This is a genomic window from Hymenobacter terrigena (genome assembly GCF_054776515.1).
Window position 1 is genome coordinate 490,319 of the sequence record NZ_BAAHBU010000003.1, and the last position, 18,758, is coordinate 509,076.

Consider the following 18,758-nt stretch of genomic DNA (forward strand, 5'->3'; position numbering starts at 1 on the left):
AGGTTGGGGCAGTAGCATACAAACCTAGGGCATGGGGCGACTAATCTGAATCGATGGGCTTGCCAGCGTGCTTGGCCCTTGTTAGGTTCGGCTAAGGAGGAGGCTTTTTTTTCTTCATCAAACCTTTACAGGCAGCACACTACTGCCGGCCCCGGCTAATCAGTATATTTGTTGTCCCGGAATGTGCCGGGGAGTATTTAAATAGGTATGAAGCACTTCGTTACTGCTTTTTTAGTCATTCTGTTTACCCTGCCCGCGTTGGCCCAAACCACGTTCTCCATTCGCGGGCGCGTGCTTGATAAGGTGAGCGGCGAAACCCTGCCCGGCGCTACCGTACAGGTAACCGGCAACGGCAAAACCACCGGTGCTGGGGCCGACGCCGACGGCAGCTACAAGGTGAGTAGCCTGCCTGCCGGTACGTACACGGTGCAGGCCAGCTTCATTGGCTACAAAATGGCCACCCAAACGGTCAAAATTACGACGCAAAGCGTGGTGGCCTCGTTCAGTCTGAATGCCGACAACGCCAGCCTCGACGAAGTGCAGGTGGTGGCCAGCCAAGCTCAGGAGCGCTCCACGCCCGTGGCTTTCTCGGCCGTGAACGAGGTGAAGCTACGCGAGACCCTCTCCAACCGCGACTTGCCGATGATTCTCAACGAAACGCCCGGCGTGTACGCCACCCAGGGCGGCGGCGGCACCGGCGACTCCCGCATCAACGTGCGCGGCTTCGACCAGCGCAATGTGGCCGTGATGATTAACGGCGTACCGGTGAACGATATGGAGAACGGCCAGGTATTCTGGTCGAACTGGGACTTGGGCGACGTGACCAAGTCCTTGCAAGTGCAGCGCGGCCTGTCGGCTTCCAAGATTGCCGTGCCCTCGGTGGGCGGCACTATCAACGTGCTGACCAAGGGCTTCGACGACAAAAAATCGGTGCTGGCCCGCGTCGAAACCGGCTCCAACAACTACCAGAAGTATTCGCTCATGCTGAGCTCGGGCCAATTGAAAGGCGATTGGGCTTTCACCGTGTACGGCTCGCGCCGTACCTCCGATGGCTGGGTTGATAAGGCGTTTGATGATGCCTGGACCTACTTTGGCTCCATCAGCAAGCGTGCCGGCAAACATAGCCTGTCGCTCACCGGCCTGGGCTCGCCCCAGAGCCACGGGCAACGGGCCTTCGCGGTCGCCGTGGGGCAGACTTCGTATGAGAAAGCCCGCGAAATCGGGGTGCCCGAAAGCCGCCTGCCTCGTCCCGGCGACCGCGGCTTTGCCTATAATCCCTACTGGGGCACCCTGGACCGCTACACGCTGAACGGCACCACCAAGGTGAGCAACGGCCAGGAGGTGCTCAATGAGCGCACCAACTTCTACCATAAGCCGCAAGTTAACCTCAACGATTTGTGGCAGGTAAACGACCGGCTGTTCATCTCGACGGTGGTCTATGCTTCCTACGGCCGGGGCGGGGGCTCCACGGGCCTCACCAGTGGCAACTCGTCCACTATTTCGCAAAACAGCCAGACTGGCCAGACCGATTTCCAGAAAATCTACGACGACAACATTGGCCTGCCTACTGCCGGCAACCCCAACCCAAACCCTACCCGCAAAGCCACGCAGTTCCTAGTAAATGCCGTGAATAGCCACCGCTGGTATGGTTTTGTGGTGGGGGGTGATTACCTGCTCAACGATAAGTTCACGCTGTCGGCCGGCGTAGATGGCCGCGACTACACTGGCATGCATTACCGTGAAATTCGTGACTTGTTAGGGGCTAACTTCGCTTCGCCTATCAACGACGCCAACGCCGTGGCCGGCACCAAGCTGGGGGTGGGCGACAAAATCAGCTACAATTACGACGGCCGCACCCGTTGGCTGGGCGGCTACACGCAGCTGGAATACAAAACCCCGCTGCTCTCGGCCGTTATCAGCGGCACGGTTTCGCAGGTGGCTTACAAACGCATCGATTATTTCCAAAAAGTACTTGCCGATGGCAGCCCCGTTAGCACCGACTGGACACGCTTCACCGGTTTCAGCGTGAAGGGTGGGGCAAATTACAACCTCACCGAGCACGACAACTTGTTTGTGAACGTGGGCTACAACAGCAAGGTGCCATTCTTTAACTTGTTGTATACTACCCAGGGTCGCAAGTACGATAACGTGAAGCCCGAAGGCATTACGAGTGCCGAAATTGGTTACGGCATTAACTACCCCAGCCTGAAAGTGACGCTGAATGCCTACTACACGCTGTGGGCCAATAAGACCACTACTTCCGTTTCTACGACTACCGGCGAAGCTATCTACAGCAACGTGCGCAACGTGAATGCCCGCCATGCGGGCATCGAAATGAGCGTGGCCCAGGAAATCAGCCGCCGGCTTCAGCTGAACGCGGCCATCTCACTGGGCGACTGGCGCTGGACGGGTAAAGGCCTGCTCAACCAAACCAAAGAAGATGGCACGCCTGCCAATGCCATCGTCGACCAGCCGGTGTACCTTGATGGCGTGCACGTAGGCGATGCCGCCCAGAACCAGTTCCAGATTGGCCTGCGCTACGAGCCGGTCCGCGGGGCCTACATCCGGCCATCCTTTCTGCTGTTTACCAAGTACTACGCCGATTTCAATCCTGAATCGATTCTCAACGCTGCTTCCAGCACCGACTCTTACCGCTTGCCTACCTCCCGCAACTTCGACCTGCACATGGGCTACGATTTCAAGCCCGTGCTCAAGGACCGGGTGCGCCTCGGCCTGAAAGGCTCCATTCTGAACGTGCTGAATGAGTTTTACTTCACCGACGTGTCAAATCGTTCCAACTCCAACGCCGCCGGCCTCGACATGCTGCAGGCATTCTTTAACCGCGGCCGCACCTTTACCGTGGGCCTCTCGGCCACGCTGTAATCCACCGCGAAGCATTTCAGCGACACGAAAAAGCGCGCTTCCTGCCTGGCAGGAAGCGCGCTTTTTCGTGCACGATAGATAAGTTAGGCTTACCTACCAGCCGCCGCTGCGGCCAGTACAGCACTGCGCATTTCCTCGGGCGAGGTGTTTTTGACCAGGTAGCTGTGCGCGCCCTCGGCCAGCACGGTGCTCACCAGTGAGGGGTCGTCGTGCATGGAGATGATGACCACGCGCACTGCGGGGAACTGGGTGCGCAGCAGGCGGGTGGTTTGCAGACCGTCGAGAATGGGCATTTGCATGTCCATGAGAATCACGTTGGGATTGCTGCCCTGGTCGAGGAGTTCAAGTAACTCCTGGCCATTGCCGGCCTCGCAGACCACTTCAATGCCCGCGTAGCCGCTAAGCAACGCCCGCAAGCCTTTGCGAAAGAGAATGTGGTCGTCGACAATGGCCAGGCGTACGGGAACGGTCCCGGCGGCGGAAGCGGAGATGGCGGTCATGAGTTAAGGGAAAAGGAGGGATTTGGCGTGCCCGCCGGCAATAGCGTGACGGGCAGTACGGCCTCGACGCGGGTACCCACGCCGGGCTCAGAATGATAATGCAACTGGCCGCCCAGCACCGCCACGCGGCTGCGCAGGTTGATGAGGCCCATGCCCACGGGCTGGCCGTGCGGGCCGGGGGGGGGCAGTTCTTCCAGGGCGGCGAGGTCGAAGCCCTGGCCATCGTCTGAATACGTGAGGGTGAGCAGACCCGGCACCGTGGCCACGTGCAGCACAATGTGCAGCGCCTCGGCGTGTACCAAGCCGTTGGTAAGGAGCTCCTGGGCAATGCGGTACACCATTAGCTCGTGCGGGGGGATGAGTCGGCCCAGTGGGCCTTGCTGCTCCAGGCGCACGTCAGGGCCATTGTCGGTGGGCACGGCCTGCACCAGCGCCCGCAGCGCCTGGGCCAGGCCCAGCTGCTGCAGCGTGGCCGGCTGCAGGTTGCGCGAAATGCGGCGTACCTCGGCCACGGCTTGGTCAATGAGTGCGCTGGCCTCGGGCGAGGGCTGGCTACCGGGCGCGTACAGGTGCAGCTTGGCCAGGGCCAGAATGGTGCCCACGCCATCGTGCAGCTCGGCGGCAATGCGTTGTCGTTCATCTTCCTGGGCTACCAGCGCGGCGGCCAGCGCCTGCTGCTGCGCGGCCTCCTGCACCTGGGCCAGCTCCTGTTGCTGCCGCAACTGCCCCCGTTGGTACCGTACCACAAACCACACCAGCCCAAGCACCAGCAGGAGCAATGTAGGAGTGAGGAGTAACAACGGTAAAAAATTTGTCACGTGAAGGCACCCGGCAGAGAGGATGCGCAAAGGAAAAGCGAAAGATATTCCTGGTCAGATATCCAAGACTGCGAGGAGTGTAGCGTAGGTCAGACAGTTCAGGTTACGGCAGTGGTCAGAAACAAAGAATTAGCAAGGGTGGCACGTCGTTTTTACGCTTTGTGCTGCGTGAATTCAGGGAACTGCCAGCCGGGTCTCAGCTATGGCCGCTGCTGTCGGGGCCGGAATATCGGGTGCGGCCCGCAGAAAGGCCAGCGTTAGAAAGTAGTTGAAGACCAAAGCGGCAACCGAACAGCATAAGGATGAAATTGCATTGAGCAGTGGCAAGTAGAAATTGAACACAATGTCAATGCTAAAAGCCGAAACAGTAGTGGCGGAATAGATGAGTTGCCCCAGGCCCAATAACCACATCGGGTCGTTTCGGAGTTTGCGGCTATCCACTTGGTGCAGCCGTTGCTCGATATAGGCCAGCGCAAAGGCGGCCAGCAGGGCACATTGCATTACCCGGCTCACGGTTACGGCTTGCGCGGCACCCATAGCAAAGCTTGCCAGTACCGTACTAATGGCGATTACCGTGCCCACGGCCAGGGCCTGGCGCATCCATCGTTCCGTCAACACCAGCCGGTATACTGCGGCAAAGAGCAGCATTTTAGATACGTTGAACCCGGTTATAAAATACAGGTTATTGTGCAGGTAAAATGCCGATAGCCTAGTGGTTACAACAAAAAAAACCGATATGTAGACGTACCAGCTCAACCGTTTCACCGGGGGCGAAAATTGAGCCTTCCGCCACCACACCACGCCCATCGGCACCAGAATGCTGAGCTGCATAACCGTCAGGAGCCAGTCCGATAAATCGTAAGCTTGCGCAATTGTCATAAAATTACCGGGGGCCGCTGGGAAAGGGAAAACAGTGCTAAGAAAGCAGAAAAGGGAGAACTATTCCCTGCCATTGAGAATGTTGGGCTGGCTGCAACGGTCCGGACAAGCCTGAGCTTCGTCGGCCACGATGTGGTTTTCGTCCAGCTGGTCGTTTTCGTTTTCATCGGCCCCCACCGCTATCAGTTGCGGCACGCCTCCATCGGAGCCGTAATAAAAGCGGATGCCCCGGCAGCCTTCCTGGTTGAGGATGTCCATCAGGACGTCGCGGCCAAAGAAGTGCGCGATAATTTTGTTGGGATTTTCCTTGCGAAAGCTGCCCGTCCACTCACCGGCTTTGTTGTGGTCTATGGCCTTGCCCTCGCTTCCAAAAAATGGCATAAAGTGATGGTGAAGAAAATTGAAAAAAAAGAAGTTTGCATTGGATGGTTGCGCCAAATATAGCAGTGTGCCCGAAGAATGGCACCAGTGCCTTGAAAAATTTACCAGCCTCGGCCGGGGCCGCCGGGTAGGTGGTCGTGGGCATCCTCGTCGTCCTCGGCTTCGTCCTCGTCTTCATCTTCCTCCAGGTCGTCGGGCTCTTCGGCCTCTTCCTCTTCGTCCAGCGTGTCAAATATGCGGTCGAGTGAGGCTTCGGCGTGGCGCAGCTTGTGGCGACACAGGCGGATAAGCTCCGCCGAGCGCTCCACGCGGGTGGTGAGGTCGTCCACGTCCACAGCGTCGGTTTCCAGGGCGCGGAGAATGGTTTCGAGCTCTTCAATGGCTTCGCGGTAAGTCATTATAATGGGGTAACTAAGGGGTTATTGTCTGGGGAACGGTGGTCTATTGAACTGATGCGGGGAACACCTGCTGGTAGGCCAGCCGACTATGCACGGTTGATAGGCAGGCGACCATTGACAATGGCCAGGCGCAGCTCGGCGCGGTGCAGCTGGCGCTCCACGGCCAACTGCAGCTGGTAGCGCTGGCGCAGCAGGGCCTCGCGCCGCCGCTGGTGGTGCCGGCCAAAGCGCCGGAGCAGCACCCGGCCGCGCTGGCGCAGGCCGCGCTGCTCGCGGGCCAGGGCGCGGTGGGCGGCGCGGGGCAGCCGGTGCCGGAAGCGCCTCAGGCCCGCAGCCAGCTGCCGCAGCTGCTCGCGTGGGGCCTGGATGGCCTGGTGGGCGCGGGCGCGCAAGGCATCACGGGCGGCATCGAGCTGGCGGTGCGCGGCGTAGCGGCTACGGCCGCTGAGCTGGTCGAGGCGGGCGTGGCCTTGGGCAAGCTGGCGGCGGGCCAGGGCCACCACCTGCTCGCCCAGGCCCAGCACGGCCGCTTCGAGGCGGGCCAGGCGTTCAACCAGAAAGGCGGCTACGGCGGTGGGTGTTTTTAGGGCGCGGTGGGCGGTGAGGTCCACCAGTGCTTCGTCGCGCTCGTGCCCGATGCCAGTAAGCACCGGCAGCGGAAACGCGCCCACGGCCGCTGCTAAGCCGTATTCATCAAAGGCCAGCAAATCGGTTCGGCTGCCCCCGCCCCGAATAATCACCACGGCATCAAACTGCCCGCGCCGCACCCGCACGCCGTCCAGCGCCGCCCGGATGCTGGCGGGCGAGTCGTCGCCCTGCATAACGGCCGGGAACAGCGTGAGCGCAAAGTCGTAGGGCGCTTCCTGCAACTGCTGCACAAAATCCTGAAAGCCCGCCGCCGTGGGCGAGGAAATAACGGCCAACCGCTGCGGGGCCAGCGGCAGCGCAAGCAGCTTTTGGCGTTCCAGCAGGCCTTTGTCTTCCAGCAGACGCAGGGTTTTCAGCTTTAATAAGGCCAGCTCGCCCACAGTGTAGCTCGGGTCGATGGCCATCACGTCGAGGCTCAAGCCGTATTGCTCATGGAAACGCACCTGCACGCGCAGCAGCAGCTTGAGGCCAATGCGCAACGGTTGGCCGGTGGCGCGCTCAAACGCGGGCGCCAGTTGCTGGTAGCGCTGGCTCCAAAGCGTGGCGCGGGCCTGGGCCTTGAGGGGCGTGCCGCGCCCATCGGTGGTTTGCTCAGTGAGGGTGAGGTAGCAGTGCGCGCCGACAAAGCGGGGCAGGGTGAGGTCGGCCACTTCGGCCACTACCCAGTAGGCGTCGGCTAACTGCTGCTGGAGCGCCAGGCGCACGTAGCTCAACAGCTCGGCCAGGCCCAGCGGGGTGGGAGCTGGCGTGGGCGCTAGTTCGGGGCGGCGGTTATAGAGCGGCATGGGCGCAAGTTACGGGCGGCAGATGCAGTCAGAAAGTTGCCCGTGGTCAGTTGGGAGCAAGGGCTGAACCAATGCAAGAAAATTGTGAACTTAATAATGAAATTATTGTACCTTTCCCCGCTCTAAATCCTTTGGCTCTTCTTTTTCCTCGCATGAATACACCTGTACTTGCCCGGCGGCTGGCATTAGCCGCTTTAGGTCTCATTGGCTGCGCCTGGGCAACCCCCACGCTGGCCCAAACCCCTGGCATCGGCTTTGACCTGAACAACCTGGACCGCACAGCAAGCCCCTGTGACAATTTCTTCCAATATGCCTCGGGCGGCTGGCTGAAAAACAACCCCATCCCGGCTACCTATGGCTCGTGGGGCAGCTTTCATGTGCTATCCGAGCATAACTACGTCATCATGCGGTCCATTCTGGAAGAATCGGCCCGCAACGCCTCTGGGGCGGCCAAAGGTACCAACGTGCAGAAAGTGGGCGACTTTTTCGGCTCGGCCATGGATTCGGCAGCCATCAACGCGGCGGGTCTGAAGTATCTCAAGCCGCACCTGGCGCGCATCGAGGCCGTGGCGAATTTGGCCGGAATGCAGCGCCTGCTGGCCGACCCTAACCTGGTATTGGGAGGCGCGTGGTTCGAAAACTCGGTGACGCAGGACGAAAAGAACAGCGCGAAATACGTGGTGTATTTCTACCAGAGCGGCCTAACCTTGCCCAACCGGGACTACTACCTCAACCAAGATGCCCAAACCAAGCGCATCCGGGCGGCCTACCAAACCTATCTGGTCAACGTGTTCAAACTGCTCGGCGAGCCCCAGGCCACGGCCACGGCGCACGCGGCGGCGGTGCAACGCATCGAAAAGCGCCTGGCCAACGCCAGCAAGCGCCCCGAAGACCTGCGCGACCCCATCGCCAACTACCACAAACTAACCGTGGCGCAGGCCACCGCGCAGTTTCCCAACCTCAACCTGCCGCTCCTGCTCAAAACCAAAGGCCTGGGTTCGGCGGCGGACGTGGTGGTGTACCAGCCGGATTTTCTGAAGGAAGTGAGCACCATGCTGAAAGCCGAGCCCCTGGCCGACCAGAAGGCCTACCTGCGCTGGCATCTGGTGAGCAGCCTGATGGATGCGCTGCCCGCTGCCTTTGGCCAGGAGCTGTTCGCCTTCCAACAAGTGATGCGGGGCACTAAAATCCGGCAGCCCCGCTGGAAACGCATGTTGCAGAGCACCGATGGCGCCTTGGGCGAAGCATTTGGCCAGTTGTACGTCGATAAAGCCTTTTCGCCCGAAACCAAAGCCCGCGCCAAGCAGATGATTGAAAACCTGCGCACGGCCTATGCCGAGCGCATTCAGGCTACCGATTGGATGAGCGCCGCTACCAAAGTGGAGGCGCTGAAAAAGCTTAATGCTTTCGCGGTGAAGATTGGCTACCCCGATAAATGGAAGGATTATTCGGCCCTGAATATCTCGCGCGAATCGTATTTGAACAACCTGCTGGCGGCCCGGGTGTGGGAATACAAGTACAACCTGAGCAAATTTGGCAAGCCCGTCAACCGAGGGGAATGGCTGATGACGCCGCCCACGGTGAATGCATTCTACAGTGCGAACATGAATGACATTACGTTCTCGGCCGGCATTCTGCAGCCCCCATTCTACGACCCCAAGGCCGACGACGCCATCAATTACGGCGGCATTGGTGCGGTCATCGGCCACGAAATGACCCACGGCTTCGACGACCAGGGCCGACAGTACGATGCCCAGGGCAACCTGCGCGACTGGTGGACCAAGGAAGACGGCGAACGGTTCAACGCCCGCGCCGCCGTGGTGGGCAAGCAGTACGATGCCTTTTCGCCGCTCGACTCGGTGCACGTGAATGGCAAGCTGACCATGGGCGAAAACCTGGCCGATTTTGGCGGTCTGGTCATTGCGTATGCCGCCTTCGAGAAAACCCCGCAGGCCAAGGCCGGCAAGAGCATCGACGGCTTCACGCCCGAGCAGCGCTTTTTCCTCGGCTGGGCCCAGGTGTGGCACAGCAACCTTCGGCCCGAAGCCCTGCGCCAGCTGGTGCAGACCGACCCGCACGCGCCCGACCAGTTTCGCACCATCGGCCCGCTGATGAACATGCCCGAGTTTTACCAGGCCTTTGGCTGCCAGGACGGCACCAAAATGATGCGGGCCCAGGCTGACCGGGCCAAAATCTGGTAAGGCGCCGGGATTAGGCTGAACTGTGGTCGGGCATTGAGGTTGCGCGGCCCGGCGGTTTCTGAGTGACCTACTCAAAAAGGTCCGTTGCCGGAAGGCGACGGACCTTTTTGCTTGCGCTCCCGGCCAGTGCTTACTCTTCCAGTCTCAACCTTTAATTTGCGGCCTGGGTGCAACTGCCCCTTTTGCCCCGCGTCTGTACCTTCACGGCTTCAACTCCCAACCCAACCATTTCCCACTTCATGTTTTCAACTTCTATTGTGCGGCGGCTGAGTCTGGCCGCCCTCGGCCTGGGCAGCGTTGCTGCGGTAGTAGCCGCCGGCCCGCCCACCAAAACCGGCCCCACGCCTCCCCAGAAGGGTGTCGGCATCAACATCGCCAACATCGACCCGTCGGTGAAGCCCTGCGAGGATTTCTTCCACTACGCCTCGGGCAACTGGCTCAAAAACAACCCGATTCCGGCTGCTGAGTCGCGTTGGGGCTCGTTTAACGAGCTAGCCAACAACAACAACGCTACGCTGCGCGCCATTCTGGAACAGGCAGCCAAGAACGCCCCGAAAGCCGCCAAAGGCTCGAACGCTCAGAAAGTGGGCGACTTCTACGCCTCGGCCATGGACTCGGCCGCCATTGAAGCCGCCGGCCTGAAGTACCTCAAGCCGCACCTCGACCGCATCATGGCCATCAACAGCCTGGCCGACGAGCAGAAATTCCTGGCCGACCCCAAAGCCCATGCCGGCAACGTGTGGCTGAGCTCGGGCGTGGGACAGGACGAAAAAATCAGCACCCAGTACGCGGTGTACCTCGCCCAGGGCGGCCTCTCGTTGCCCGACCGCGACTATTACCTGAAGGACGACGCCCGCTCGAAATCTATTCGCGCCGCCTATCAGAACTACCAGGTCAACATGTTCAAGATGCTGGGCGACGACCAGGCCACGGCCGAGAAAAATGCCGCCGCCGTTACCCGCATCGAAACCCGCCTGGCCAAGGCCAGCAAGAGCCGCGTGGACCTGCGCGACCCCTACGCCAACTACAACAAAATGACGGTGGCCGAAGCCAACACCGCCTTCCCCAACCTGGCTCTGCCCATGATGCTGAAGGAAGAAGGTCTAGGCTCAGCTAAGGAAGTGATTGTGGGCCAGCCCGATTTCCTCAAGGAAGTAAGCGCCGCCCTGCAGCAGGAGCCCCTGGCCGACCAGAAGCAGTACCTGCGCTGGCACCTGGTGAGCAGCGCAACGTCGGCTCTGCCCAAGGCCTTCGGCGACGAAGCCTTCAACTTCAGCAAAGTGCTGAGTGGGGCCAAAAAGCAGCAGCCCCGCTGGAAGCGCATGCTGGGCTCGACGGACCGCGCCCTGGGCGAGGCTTTCGGCCAGCTGTACGTGGACAAGGCGTTTTCGCCCGCTGCCAAGGCCCGCGCCAAGCAGATGATTGAGAACCTGCGCGTGGCCTACGCCGAGCGCATTAAGGCCACGGATTGGATGAGCGCCGCCACCAAAAAGGAGGCGCTGACCAAACTCAATGCCTTCACCGTCAAAATCGGCTACCCCGATAAGTGGAAGGACTACTCGAAGCTGAACATCAGCCGCGAAAGCTACCTCAACAACCTGTTTGCCGCTCAGGAATGGGCCAACCAGGAGGAAATCAGCAAGTTCGGCAAGCCGATTGACCGCACCGAGTGGGGCATGACCCCGCCCACCGTGAATGCCTACTACAACCCGCCGATGAACGAGATTGTGTTCCCGGCCGGCATTCTACAGCCGCCCTTCTTCGATGCCAAAGCTGACGACGCGGTGAACTACGGCGGCATTGGGGCCGTGATTGGCCACGAGATGACCCATGGCTTCGACGACCAGGGCCGGCAGTACGATGCCAAAGGCAACCTGAAAGATTGGTGGACCAAGGAAGACGCTGAGAAATTTAACGCCAAAGCGGACGTAGTAGGCAAGCAGTTCGACGCCTTCTCGCCGCTCGACTCGGTGCACGTGAACGGCAAGCTGACCATGGGCGAAAACCTCGCCGACCTCGGCGGCCTCACCATTGCCTACCAAGCCTTCGAGAAAACCCCGCAGGCCAAAGCGCAGCAGAAAATCGACGGCTTCACGCCCGAGCAGCGCTTCTTCCTCGCTTACGGCCAGATTTGGCGCACCAACACCCGCGACGAGTACATCCGCCAGCAGGTGCAGACCGACCCGCACTCGCCGGCCATGTACCGCACCAACGGCCCGCTGATGAACATGCCCGAGTTCTACAAAGCCTTTGGCTGCCAGGACGGCAACAAGATGATGCGCCCCGCCGCCGAACGCTCCAAAATCTGGTAGGCCGGCCGCAATAGCCTAACGCGAAAAGGAAGGATGGAAGAGCGACGCAGGATTGTCACTCTTTCATTCTTCCTTTTTGTTTGTTGAATTTTTGGCGGGTGGCAAGCCGTTGTAACTTGCAGTTCAATAATAATTTTCTCTTTTCCTTATTATATGTCTAAACCATTCTTTGCTGGCCGCCTGGCACTTTCGGCAGCGGTATTGGCCCTGGCTGCCGGTGGGGCGCAGGCCCAAACCAAAATCAAAACCAAGTCGAGCAGCGACGGCAAGCAGAAAACCTCCGTACCGGCCAATGCGGGCCAAACAGGCACGGGAATTTCGCTGGCTAACATGGACAAATCGGTGTCGCCCTGCGACAACTTCTTCCAGTTCGCTTCGGGTACCTGGCTGAAAAACAACCCCATCCCGGCCGCCGAAACCCGCTGGGGGGCCTTCAACGAGCTGGCCGACCGCAACCAGGCCATCGAGCGCCGCATTCTGGAGAAAGCCGCCAACGACCGCATGGCCAAGCCCGGCACCAACCTCCAGAAAGTGGGCGACTTCTACGCCGCCGCCATGGATTCGATGGCCATCGAAAAAGCCGGCCTGAAGTATTTGCAGCCGCGCCTCAATCAGATTGCCGCCATCAACGACCTGGCTACCATGCAGCACTACCTGGCCGACCCGCGCTCGTTCGGAACCGGCTGGTACGGCTTCGGCGTGAGCCAGGATAGCAAGAACAGCACGCAGTATGCCGTGCGCATGGGCCAGGGCGGCCTCACGCTGCCCGACCGCGACTACTACCTGAAAGACGATGCCCGCTCGAAAGCCATTCGCACGGCCTACCAGACTTATCAGGTGAACGTGTTCAAGATGCTGGGCGACGACCAGGCCACGGCCGAGAAAAACGCCGCCGCCGTCACCCGCATCGAAACCCGCCTGGCCCAGGCTTCCCGCAGCCGCGTGGCCCTGCGCGAGCGCGAGAAAAACTACAACAAGATGACGGTGGAGCAAGCCACCGCCGACTACCCGAACCTGAACATCCCGCTGCTGCTCAAGGACAGCGGCCTGAACGGGGTGAAGGAAATCATTGTGGGCCAGCCCGAATTCCTGAAAGAGGTGAGCACCATGTTCAAGGAAGAGCCCCTGGCTGACCAGAAGCAGTATCTGCGCTGGCACCTGGTGTCCGGCGTGACGTCGGCTCTACCCAAAGCCTACGGCGATGAAGCGTTCAAATTCAGTCAGGTACTCACGGGTGCCAAGCAGCAGCAGCCCCGTTGGAAGCGTGCCCTGCGCGCCACCGACGGCGCATTGGGCGAGGCTTTCGGCCAACTGTATGTTGATGAAGCATTCAGCCCCGCTGCCAAGGCCCGCGCCAAGGTGATGGTCGAGAACCTGCGTCAGGCCTACGCCGAGCGCATTCAGGCCACCGAGTGGATGAGTGCCCAAACCAAAGCCGAGGCGTTGAAGAAGCTCAACGCCTTTGCGGTGAAAATTGGCTACCCCGACAAGTGGAAGGACTATTCGGCCCTGAAAATCTCGCGGGAAAGCGCACTGAACAACCTGTTTGCCACGGCTGAATGGGCGTCGAAAGACAACCTGAGCAAGTTCGGCAAGCCGATTGACCGCGGCGAATGGGGCATGACCCCGCCCACGGTGAATGCTTACTATAACTCGAGCATGAACGAAATCGTGTTCCCGGCCGGCATTCTGCAGCCGCCGTTCTACGACCCCAAAGCGGATGATGCGGTAAACTACGGCGGCATCGGCGCCGTGATTGGCCACGAAATGACCCACGGCTTCGACGACCAGGGCCGCAAATCGGACGCCAGCGGCAACCTGCGCGACTGGTGGACCAAGGAAGACGGCGAGAAATTCATGGCCAAAGCGGCCGTGGTGGGCAAGCAGTTCGATGCTTTTTCCCCCCTTGACTCGGTGCACGTGAACGGCAACCTGACGATGGGCGAGAACCTGGCCGACCTCGGCGGCCTCACCATCGCGCACCAGGCCTTCCAGAAAACGGCGCAGGCCAAGGCCGGCAAGAGCATCGACGGCTTCACGCCGGAGCAGCGCTTCTTCCTGGGCTACGCCCAAATCTGGCGCTCGAACCAGCGCCCCGAGGCCCTGCGTCAGCAAATTCAGACCGACCCGCACTCGCCCGGCCAGTACCGCACCAACGGCCCGCTGCAGAACATGCCGGAATTCCACCAGGCCTTTGGCTGCAAGGAAGGTGACAAGATGGTGCGCTCGGCGGCCGACCGCGCCAAAATCTGGTAAGTTGTTTGCATAGCAGTGGTTGAATCACGCCCGGAAAACTGTTTCCGTGCCCGATACGAGAAGGTCCGTTCCCCCTGGGGGCGGGCCTTTTTACTTAAAAGGGCCAAAAACAGGTCGATTACGAGGCTTTTTGAATGCCGGGGTACGGACAGGGTACAATTTGTGACGCGGCTGGTAAAACCAGGCTCCCGGAAGCGTGGCAACCGGCACCGTAAAAATAGCATCGTAGGAGTGGAGTACCTTGTAAGGCAATGCTGGTGCTGACTTAAGGGCTGTTACCTTTCAGCTCAACATAAAAGCAACCAACATCAATGGAATCGGACTACACCCAGCTAAAGCAAGTTGCACGCGAGTATTTGCAAGCAAGACACGACTTTCTTACAAAGTCCGCTGCCTACCCCGAGTTAGCTGGTAACGACAACCTAATGGGGCGCATAGGGGAAATGGTGGCCGTTCAATTCTTACGCAGCCAAGGGCGATCTGTCGACAAACACGAACAGTCCAACCACCCGGTTACCGACCTACAGGTGGTGGGAGCGGACGGGGTGCCTGCAAACGTATCCGTCAAGCTTATATCGGCCGAAAATAAACGCGGTGCTACCACCGCCTTAAAAGCGGGCTGGGATGAGTTCGTTTTGGTGGAATTGCAGGCCAACTACACAGTAAAGCGCTTGGGCTGGCTGACCATGAAAGACCTGTGCAGTCAACAGCAAGAAGCGTTGGTGGCCAGTAGCCCCATCACCAAGCGTCGCATGTTGGATGCGGACGGCTTATTGGGGCGCTTTGGTCGGGTGTACGACAGCGCAAACGCGAGCGACGCCCCCATGTTGAAGGCGTTGCTGTAATTACGTTTCGCGGTTGTATTACTCCTTTACGCGGACATAAGTGCCGTCATACCCCATTAGCCCGTTTTCGTCCGCTCGTAAGGTGTCGTCACTGATGATTCTGAAGCGGACTTGGCCCTCGGCGGGGCCAGCGAACACGTACCCGTCCTCCACCTTATAGTCCGTCGCCATTTCCCCGGCTATCGTGGACATCATAAACTTAGTTGAGGTGAACTCCAACTTATCGGTGGCCCGCATAAAATTGGATTTACCGTCGCCAAGGTAACGGTAGGTGCCCTTAACGTTCGGCGTTGTCGTCGTTTGGCAACTGGTCACCAGTAGGACGCTCACCAGTAGGTATAATTTGCTCATGGAGTGTGATGATTGCTGTGTGTACTTTTTAGAGGTTAGGGTGCAGGGTCAGGACTCGCTGGCAACTGGAAGGTGATAGGTATTCTGAACGAAACGGCTACCGCTTGTCCATCCTGCCGACCGGGAACGAAGCGTGGTAAGTGGTACATGGCTCGCGCCGTTTCCTCATCCAAGCCGGAGCCCAAACCCTTTACCACTTTTACGTCCATCACTTCGCCTTGCGCGTCCACTGTGAAGCTCACGACAACGCGGCCTTCCACGCGCTTGTGCAGAGCTAAGGGCGTGTACTGAATCAACTCTTGAATGGCCGCAATGATGGCGTGGTTGCCCCCTCCGCTGACCAGTTGAGGCATTTGCTCCACGTAGGAGTACACTTTCATTTTGGTGACGCTGTCAGCAGCAAGGGGCGTATCTTCCAAGTTGACCTCACGCGGCTCAACTGTGGGGGCGGCAACTGGGGCGCGTCGATTAGCGGAAGGGCTCTTTACTAGGGTAGCCGGGCGGTAGGGCTTCGACGGTTGGGCTAGTAGGGGCGTCGTTGCCCAACTGGTTAGGGCAGCAGCAATAAGTAAGGTTTTCACACGAAATGGGGCTAGTAATCGGTCGCCTCAAGGTGCGCCCGAGCCAGCAGCTTTCCGGAAAAATGTTATCCCGAATGTTTAGCTGAATCGTTGCAGGAAGCTGGCCAGCAAAACTAGCCATTGTAAACGAAATTATGGCGTATATGCCATAATTGGTGCCAATTCCATTTCGGTCCTTCGTGGACTGTGAAAAACCCCCTTTTCGTGCAGGCTTTTGGTGAACACCTGCGGACCCTCCGGGTGCGCAAGGGCATGACCCAGCACGAACTGGCCGACGAAGCGGATGTGTCCTGGTCCACCATCATTCGGATTGAAAAGGGACGGTTGGCAGCAACCATTGACGTACTGGCATCCGTGGCCCGTGCGCTGCAAATACCGCTGTGGGAACTGCTGAAGCTGTCTGAGCCGAAGCAATTGCATGGTTAGCGTACCGTTAAGCGTACCGGTGCAATTGAACGCCCAAGTAACGATGACCTCTTAATTACTTGATGCGTCGAGGAGTTTTTAACGATTGGTTCTTCATCCGCCGGAAATCATCGCGCAACAATGCGTAGCGAATTAAGGCGGTGAGCAACTTCTTCACCTCGGGCTGCTGCCAAGTGATTGGTTCGTCATTAGCCAGTTGTCCTAAAATAATTCGGCCGTGCCGGTCCACCATACCCGGAGCATGTGCTGCGATATATTCCACAACTTCTTGCCGTTTGACCGCTCCCTTTTTTCCATTGGTCAGCGTACCGTTATGCCAAATGGTGTAAAGGCCGTCTTTGACTTCCACAAACCTGTCCAGGGCCAGTTCCAATGACAAGTGGCTTTTATCGTAGTTGTCCACGGCAACATTAAGCATGGTTTCGGAAGTGGATATCCCTACCTCTGGTTGAGTCAGGGATTTGCCCTTGGCCAAGATGTTAATGCTAAGGATGTGGTCTTCTTCTTGGTGGTTAACCAAAAAATAGCGGTAACGCCCCGTCCAGGTGCCTCCGGAAGCGTTGCCAAAGCTGGTGAAGCGAATCCCTTTGTCTTCAATGTATTTGAAACCCTTGCGGGTATACCGGGCAAGGCGCTGCTGGTCATCGTCCAACAAACCCACTAAGTTGACCAAAAATGAATGAAGGGAGGTAGGGGTTTCTTGCCCAATATATCCGTAATCGATTAAATTCTGCACTAGCTTTTTGCGCAGGGGTTTATGGCATAGGCGTGGATAAACGGGTAGGGGAGGAAGCAGGCGCAGTTTGTGCTGTTCCCGGTCCAGCATGTGCTTGTATGACGGAACAGCAGGCAAGGCTTGATAACTTCCGCTACGTTTTTCGTGAATAGCAACATTAGCGCCGTTGGTAAGAATGACAAGCCCCGCCTGCGCCACGGCGTCGTAGCTAATCACCTGAGTGAAGGTGCGGTCAATCAAGGGCTGATTCGGCTCCTTGCATTCCACAATAGCCACGGGTACCTTGTTCCCAGTGGTATTGTAGCCATATACGATGATATCGGCTCGGCCGCGACTGCCCGACGCAAAACGGCTCATGGGCACCTCCGCTTCGAGGCAGTCGGCCGGAACGCCGACTGCCAAAAGTAGGAATCGAATAAAAGCTTGTCTTACTTCCTCTTCCGAAGTGCTTAGGATTAGCTTTTTACGAGCTGAGCATTCGTAACAGGGCTTCCCTCCGCGACGGTACTGAGGTGCATGAAAATGGTCTTTCAGCACGAAAGCGTGCCCAGTATTACGTACAGGTTTCAATGAGCGAAGCAACGCAAGCATATTGTGCTGATAAAGAGGAGTCGAAAATAAAGGTATTGTCGTTTCACGTCATGTTAAGCGTACCGTCTTCGGTGCGGGCAGGTTAGCAACACATAATAGACTCGGCTTCACGGGTTGATAATAGCAGCTAACCACTAGCTTTAGGGCCAAACTACTCCTTCCCAGCATGAATGAAACATTACATACATTGTACACCAGCTGGCAGGCTGACTTCGAAAACGTCATTCGCCAATTCCGCGGGATAGACCTGGCCGGGCCCCTGCTCATGTCGCCTAACGCCCTGTATAACCAGCAAAAGAACCCATTACTTATCGTTGGACAGGAAACAAAGGGTTGGGCTTATTTGCACGGTGCCGATATGCGAGCGCAAATGAAGGCCTATGAAACCTTCAATGTAGCGGAGGGCTACTATCCTTCCCCTTTTTGGAACGTAACCCGTAAAGTTGAACAGGCGTTGGGAAATGCGGCTTATTCCTGTGCTTGGACTAACGTAAGTAAGTTCGATGTAGCGGGCGGCCGTGCTCAGGGCGAACAGGAGCGCGTTATTTCCTCTTTGGATGATTTGTTGTCCTCTGAAATCAACATCATCAAGCCAAAGGTCTGCCTTTTCTATACCGGCCCCGACTTTGACGAGCGAATCGAACAAGTGTTTCCGGGCCTCCGCTACCAAGCCGTCGACGGGTGGCCCGAGCGGGAGTTGGCTACGCTGGTGCACCCGGCATTGCCGCCGCTAACGTTTCGGACGTACCATCCGAATTACCTGCGTCGCAGCAGCCGGGAGGGGGGCTTTATTGAGTTTATGCAAGTGGTGGGTAACGAGCTAAATGCTTGATAAAAAGCTTGGTGCTCAGTTTGATAAAGCGACTGCGCAGGTGGCCACGGCACTAAGTGGGCAGGTAGGTAAACAGGCAGTGCCCTGGAAAGGGCAGCAGCAGCGACGGACGCCAGCTTACCCAACGTGTTGTGAGGAGTTGTGGCAAGTGATAAGTTAGCTAATATGCCTTGTAAACGGCAGGCACACCTTACTGAAAACTAAAAGGCGCTGCTACCCGCATTTATATTATCTGTTTGACGACAATTAGGTATTTGACTGAGTAGCGTGGATGCCAACGAATCGGCTCCCTACTTTAATAAGCTGCTTAGCAACAGTGACTAATGCTGTTCTGC

Annotated in this window: 16 protein-coding genes; 7 read left to right on the forward strand and 9 right to left on the reverse strand. The window is 58.4% G+C overall.

Going from position 1 to position 18,758, the window contains the following annotated elements:
• The first annotated feature begins 207 nt into the window (after nucleotides 1–207).
• Nucleotides 208–2,883 (forward strand): TonB-dependent receptor, encoded by a 2,676-nt coding sequence (locus ACYU7Q_RS15195; protein WP_460610291.1) that lies wholly within the window; start codon nucleotides 208–210, stop codon nucleotides 2,881–2,883.
• Between the two features lie 89 nt (nucleotides 2,884–2,972).
• Here ACYU7Q_RS15195 and ACYU7Q_RS15200 read toward each other — a convergent pair whose 3' ends face one another.
• The 6 genes from ACYU7Q_RS15200 to xseA form a co-directional block, all read right to left on the reverse strand.
• Complete coding sequence (locus ACYU7Q_RS15200; RefSeq protein ID WP_460610292.1) at nucleotides 2,973–3,383, reverse strand: response regulator; 411 nt, start codon at nucleotides 3,381–3,383, stop codon at nucleotides 2,973–2,975.
• Nucleotides 3,380–4,201, reverse strand: coding sequence for a sensor histidine kinase (locus ACYU7Q_RS15205; protein WP_460610293.1), 822 nt, complete (start codon nucleotides 4,199–4,201; stop codon nucleotides 3,380–3,382). The genes ACYU7Q_RS15200 and ACYU7Q_RS15205 overlap by 4 nt, the downstream gene beginning before the upstream one ends.
• A 174-nt stretch (nucleotides 4,202–4,375) precedes the next feature.
• Complete coding sequence (locus ACYU7Q_RS15210; protein WP_460610294.1) at nucleotides 4,376–5,080, reverse strand: hypothetical protein; 705 nt, start codon at nucleotides 5,078–5,080, stop codon at nucleotides 4,376–4,378.
• 60 nt (nucleotides 5,081–5,140) lie between these two features.
• On the reverse strand, nucleotides 5,141–5,461 hold the full coding sequence (locus ACYU7Q_RS15215; protein ID WP_460610295.1) for a hypothetical protein: 321 nt from the start codon (nucleotides 5,459–5,461) through the stop codon (nucleotides 5,141–5,143).
• Nucleotides 5,462–5,562: 101 nt separating this feature from the next.
• The gene (gene xseB, locus ACYU7Q_RS15220) at nucleotides 5,563–5,859 is read right to left on the reverse strand and encodes an exodeoxyribonuclease VII small subunit (RefSeq protein ID WP_460610296.1); all 297 of its coding nucleotides are present in this window, start codon (nucleotides 5,857–5,859) and stop codon (nucleotides 5,563–5,565) included.
• A gap of 86 nt (nucleotides 5,860–5,945) precedes the next feature.
• A complete protein-coding gene (gene xseA, locus ACYU7Q_RS15225) occupies nucleotides 5,946–7,292 on the reverse strand; it encodes an exodeoxyribonuclease VII large subunit (protein WP_460610297.1) in 1,347 nt (448 codons plus the stop codon).
• 152 nt (nucleotides 7,293–7,444) lie between these two features.
• Between xseA and ACYU7Q_RS15230 the strand changes: the two genes are divergently transcribed.
• From ACYU7Q_RS15230 to ACYU7Q_RS15245, 4 genes are all read left to right on the forward strand, one after another.
• On the forward strand, nucleotides 7,445–9,493 hold the full coding sequence (locus ACYU7Q_RS15230) for a M13 family metallopeptidase (RefSeq protein ID WP_460610298.1): 2,049 nt from the start codon (nucleotides 7,445–7,447) through the stop codon (nucleotides 9,491–9,493).
• A 239-nt stretch (nucleotides 9,494–9,732) separates the two neighbouring features.
• Complete coding sequence (locus ACYU7Q_RS15235; protein WP_460610299.1) at nucleotides 9,733–11,805, forward strand: M13 family metallopeptidase; 2,073 nt, start codon at nucleotides 9,733–9,735, stop codon at nucleotides 11,803–11,805.
• 153 nt (nucleotides 11,806–11,958) lie between these two features.
• Nucleotides 11,959–14,061, forward strand: coding sequence for a M13 family metallopeptidase (locus tag ACYU7Q_RS15240; RefSeq protein ID WP_460610300.1), 2,103 nt, complete (start codon nucleotides 11,959–11,961; stop codon nucleotides 14,059–14,061).
• Between the two features lie 311 nt (nucleotides 14,062–14,372).
• Nucleotides 14,373–14,906, forward strand: a complete 534-nt coding sequence (locus ACYU7Q_RS15245) for a hypothetical protein (RefSeq protein WP_460610301.1) — start codon at nucleotides 14,373–14,375, stop codon at nucleotides 14,904–14,906.
• Between the two features lie 18 nt (nucleotides 14,907–14,924).
• Here ACYU7Q_RS15245 and ACYU7Q_RS15250 read toward each other — a convergent pair whose 3' ends face one another.
• Together ACYU7Q_RS15250 and ACYU7Q_RS15255 are read right to left on the reverse strand one after the other, a co-directional pair.
• Nucleotides 14,925–15,257 (reverse strand): hypothetical protein, encoded by a 333-nt coding sequence (locus ACYU7Q_RS15250; RefSeq protein WP_460610302.1) that lies wholly within the window; start codon nucleotides 15,255–15,257, stop codon nucleotides 14,925–14,927.
• Nucleotides 15,258–15,292: 35 nt separating this feature from the next.
• A complete protein-coding gene (locus ACYU7Q_RS15255) occupies nucleotides 15,293–15,637 on the reverse strand; it encodes an energy transducer TonB (RefSeq protein ID WP_460610303.1) in 345 nt (114 codons plus the stop codon).
• Between the two features lie 387 nt (nucleotides 15,638–16,024).
• On the opposite strand from ACYU7Q_RS15255, the gene ACYU7Q_RS15260 reads away from it, so the two are divergent.
• A complete protein-coding gene (locus ACYU7Q_RS15260; RefSeq protein WP_460610304.1) occupies nucleotides 16,025–16,264 on the forward strand; it encodes a helix-turn-helix domain-containing protein in 240 nt (79 codons plus the stop codon).
• Nucleotides 16,265–16,319: 55 nt separating this feature from the next.
• Here the strand turns inward: ACYU7Q_RS15260 and ACYU7Q_RS15265 are convergent, their stop codons facing one another.
• On the reverse strand, nucleotides 16,320–17,591 hold the full coding sequence (locus ACYU7Q_RS15265) for a type I restriction enzyme HsdR N-terminal domain-containing protein (protein WP_460610305.1): 1,272 nt from the start codon (nucleotides 17,589–17,591) through the stop codon (nucleotides 16,320–16,322).
• A gap of 166 nt (nucleotides 17,592–17,757) precedes the next feature.
• Between ACYU7Q_RS15265 and ACYU7Q_RS15270 the strand changes: the two genes are divergently transcribed.
• Nucleotides 17,758–18,423, forward strand: a complete 666-nt coding sequence (locus ACYU7Q_RS15270; protein WP_460610306.1) for a hypothetical protein — start codon at nucleotides 17,758–17,760, stop codon at nucleotides 18,421–18,423.
• Nucleotides 18,424–18,758 lie beyond the last annotated feature (335 nt).

Excerpts from the sequence above, each read along its gene's own strand:
- ACYU7Q_RS15240 (WP_460610300.1), top strand. The coding sequence starts at position 11,959 with ATGTCTAAACCATTCTTTGCTGGCCGCCTGGCACTTTCGGCAGCGGTA.
- ACYU7Q_RS15255 (WP_460610303.1), bottom strand. The coding sequence starts at position 15,637 with ATGAAAGTGTACTCCTACGTGGAGCAAATGCCTCAACTGGTCAGCGGA.
- ACYU7Q_RS15235 (WP_460610299.1), top strand. The coding sequence starts at position 9,733 with ATGTTTTCAACTTCTATTGTGCGGCGGCTGAGTCTGGCCGCCCTCGGC.
- ACYU7Q_RS15245 (WP_460610301.1), top strand. The coding sequence starts at position 14,373 with ATGGAATCGGACTACACCCAGCTAAAGCAAGTTGCACGCGAGTATTTG.
- ACYU7Q_RS15215 (WP_460610295.1), bottom strand. The coding sequence starts at position 5,461 with ATGCCATTTTTTGGAAGCGAGGGCAAGGCCATAGACCACAACAAAGCC.
- ACYU7Q_RS15270 (WP_460610306.1), top strand. The coding sequence starts at position 17,758 with ATGAATGAAACATTACATACATTGTACACCAGCTGGCAGGCTGACTTC.
- ACYU7Q_RS15265 (WP_460610305.1), bottom strand. The coding sequence starts at position 17,591 with ATGCTTGCGTTGCTTCGCTCATTGAAACCTGTACGTAATACTGGGCAC.
- ACYU7Q_RS15195 (WP_460610291.1), top strand. The coding sequence starts at position 208 with ATGAAGCACTTCGTTACTGCTTTTTTAGTCATTCTGTTTACCCTGCCC.
- xseB (WP_460610296.1), bottom strand. The coding sequence starts at position 5,859 with ATGACTTACCGCGAAGCCATTGAAGAGCTCGAAACCATTCTCCGCGCC.
- ACYU7Q_RS15200 (WP_460610292.1), bottom strand. The coding sequence starts at position 3,383 with ATGACCGCCATCTCCGCTTCCGCCGCCGGGACCGTTCCCGTACGCCTG.
- ACYU7Q_RS15210 (WP_460610294.1), bottom strand. The coding sequence starts at position 5,080 with ATGACAATTGCGCAAGCTTACGATTTATCGGACTGGCTCCTGACGGTT.
- ACYU7Q_RS15230 (WP_460610298.1), top strand. The coding sequence starts at position 7,445 with ATGAATACACCTGTACTTGCCCGGCGGCTGGCATTAGCCGCTTTAGGT.
- xseA (WP_460610297.1), bottom strand. The coding sequence starts at position 7,292 with ATGCCGCTCTATAACCGCCGCCCCGAACTAGCGCCCACGCCAGCTCCC.
- ACYU7Q_RS15250 (WP_460610302.1), bottom strand. The coding sequence starts at position 15,257 with ATGAGCAAATTATACCTACTGGTGAGCGTCCTACTGGTGACCAGTTGC.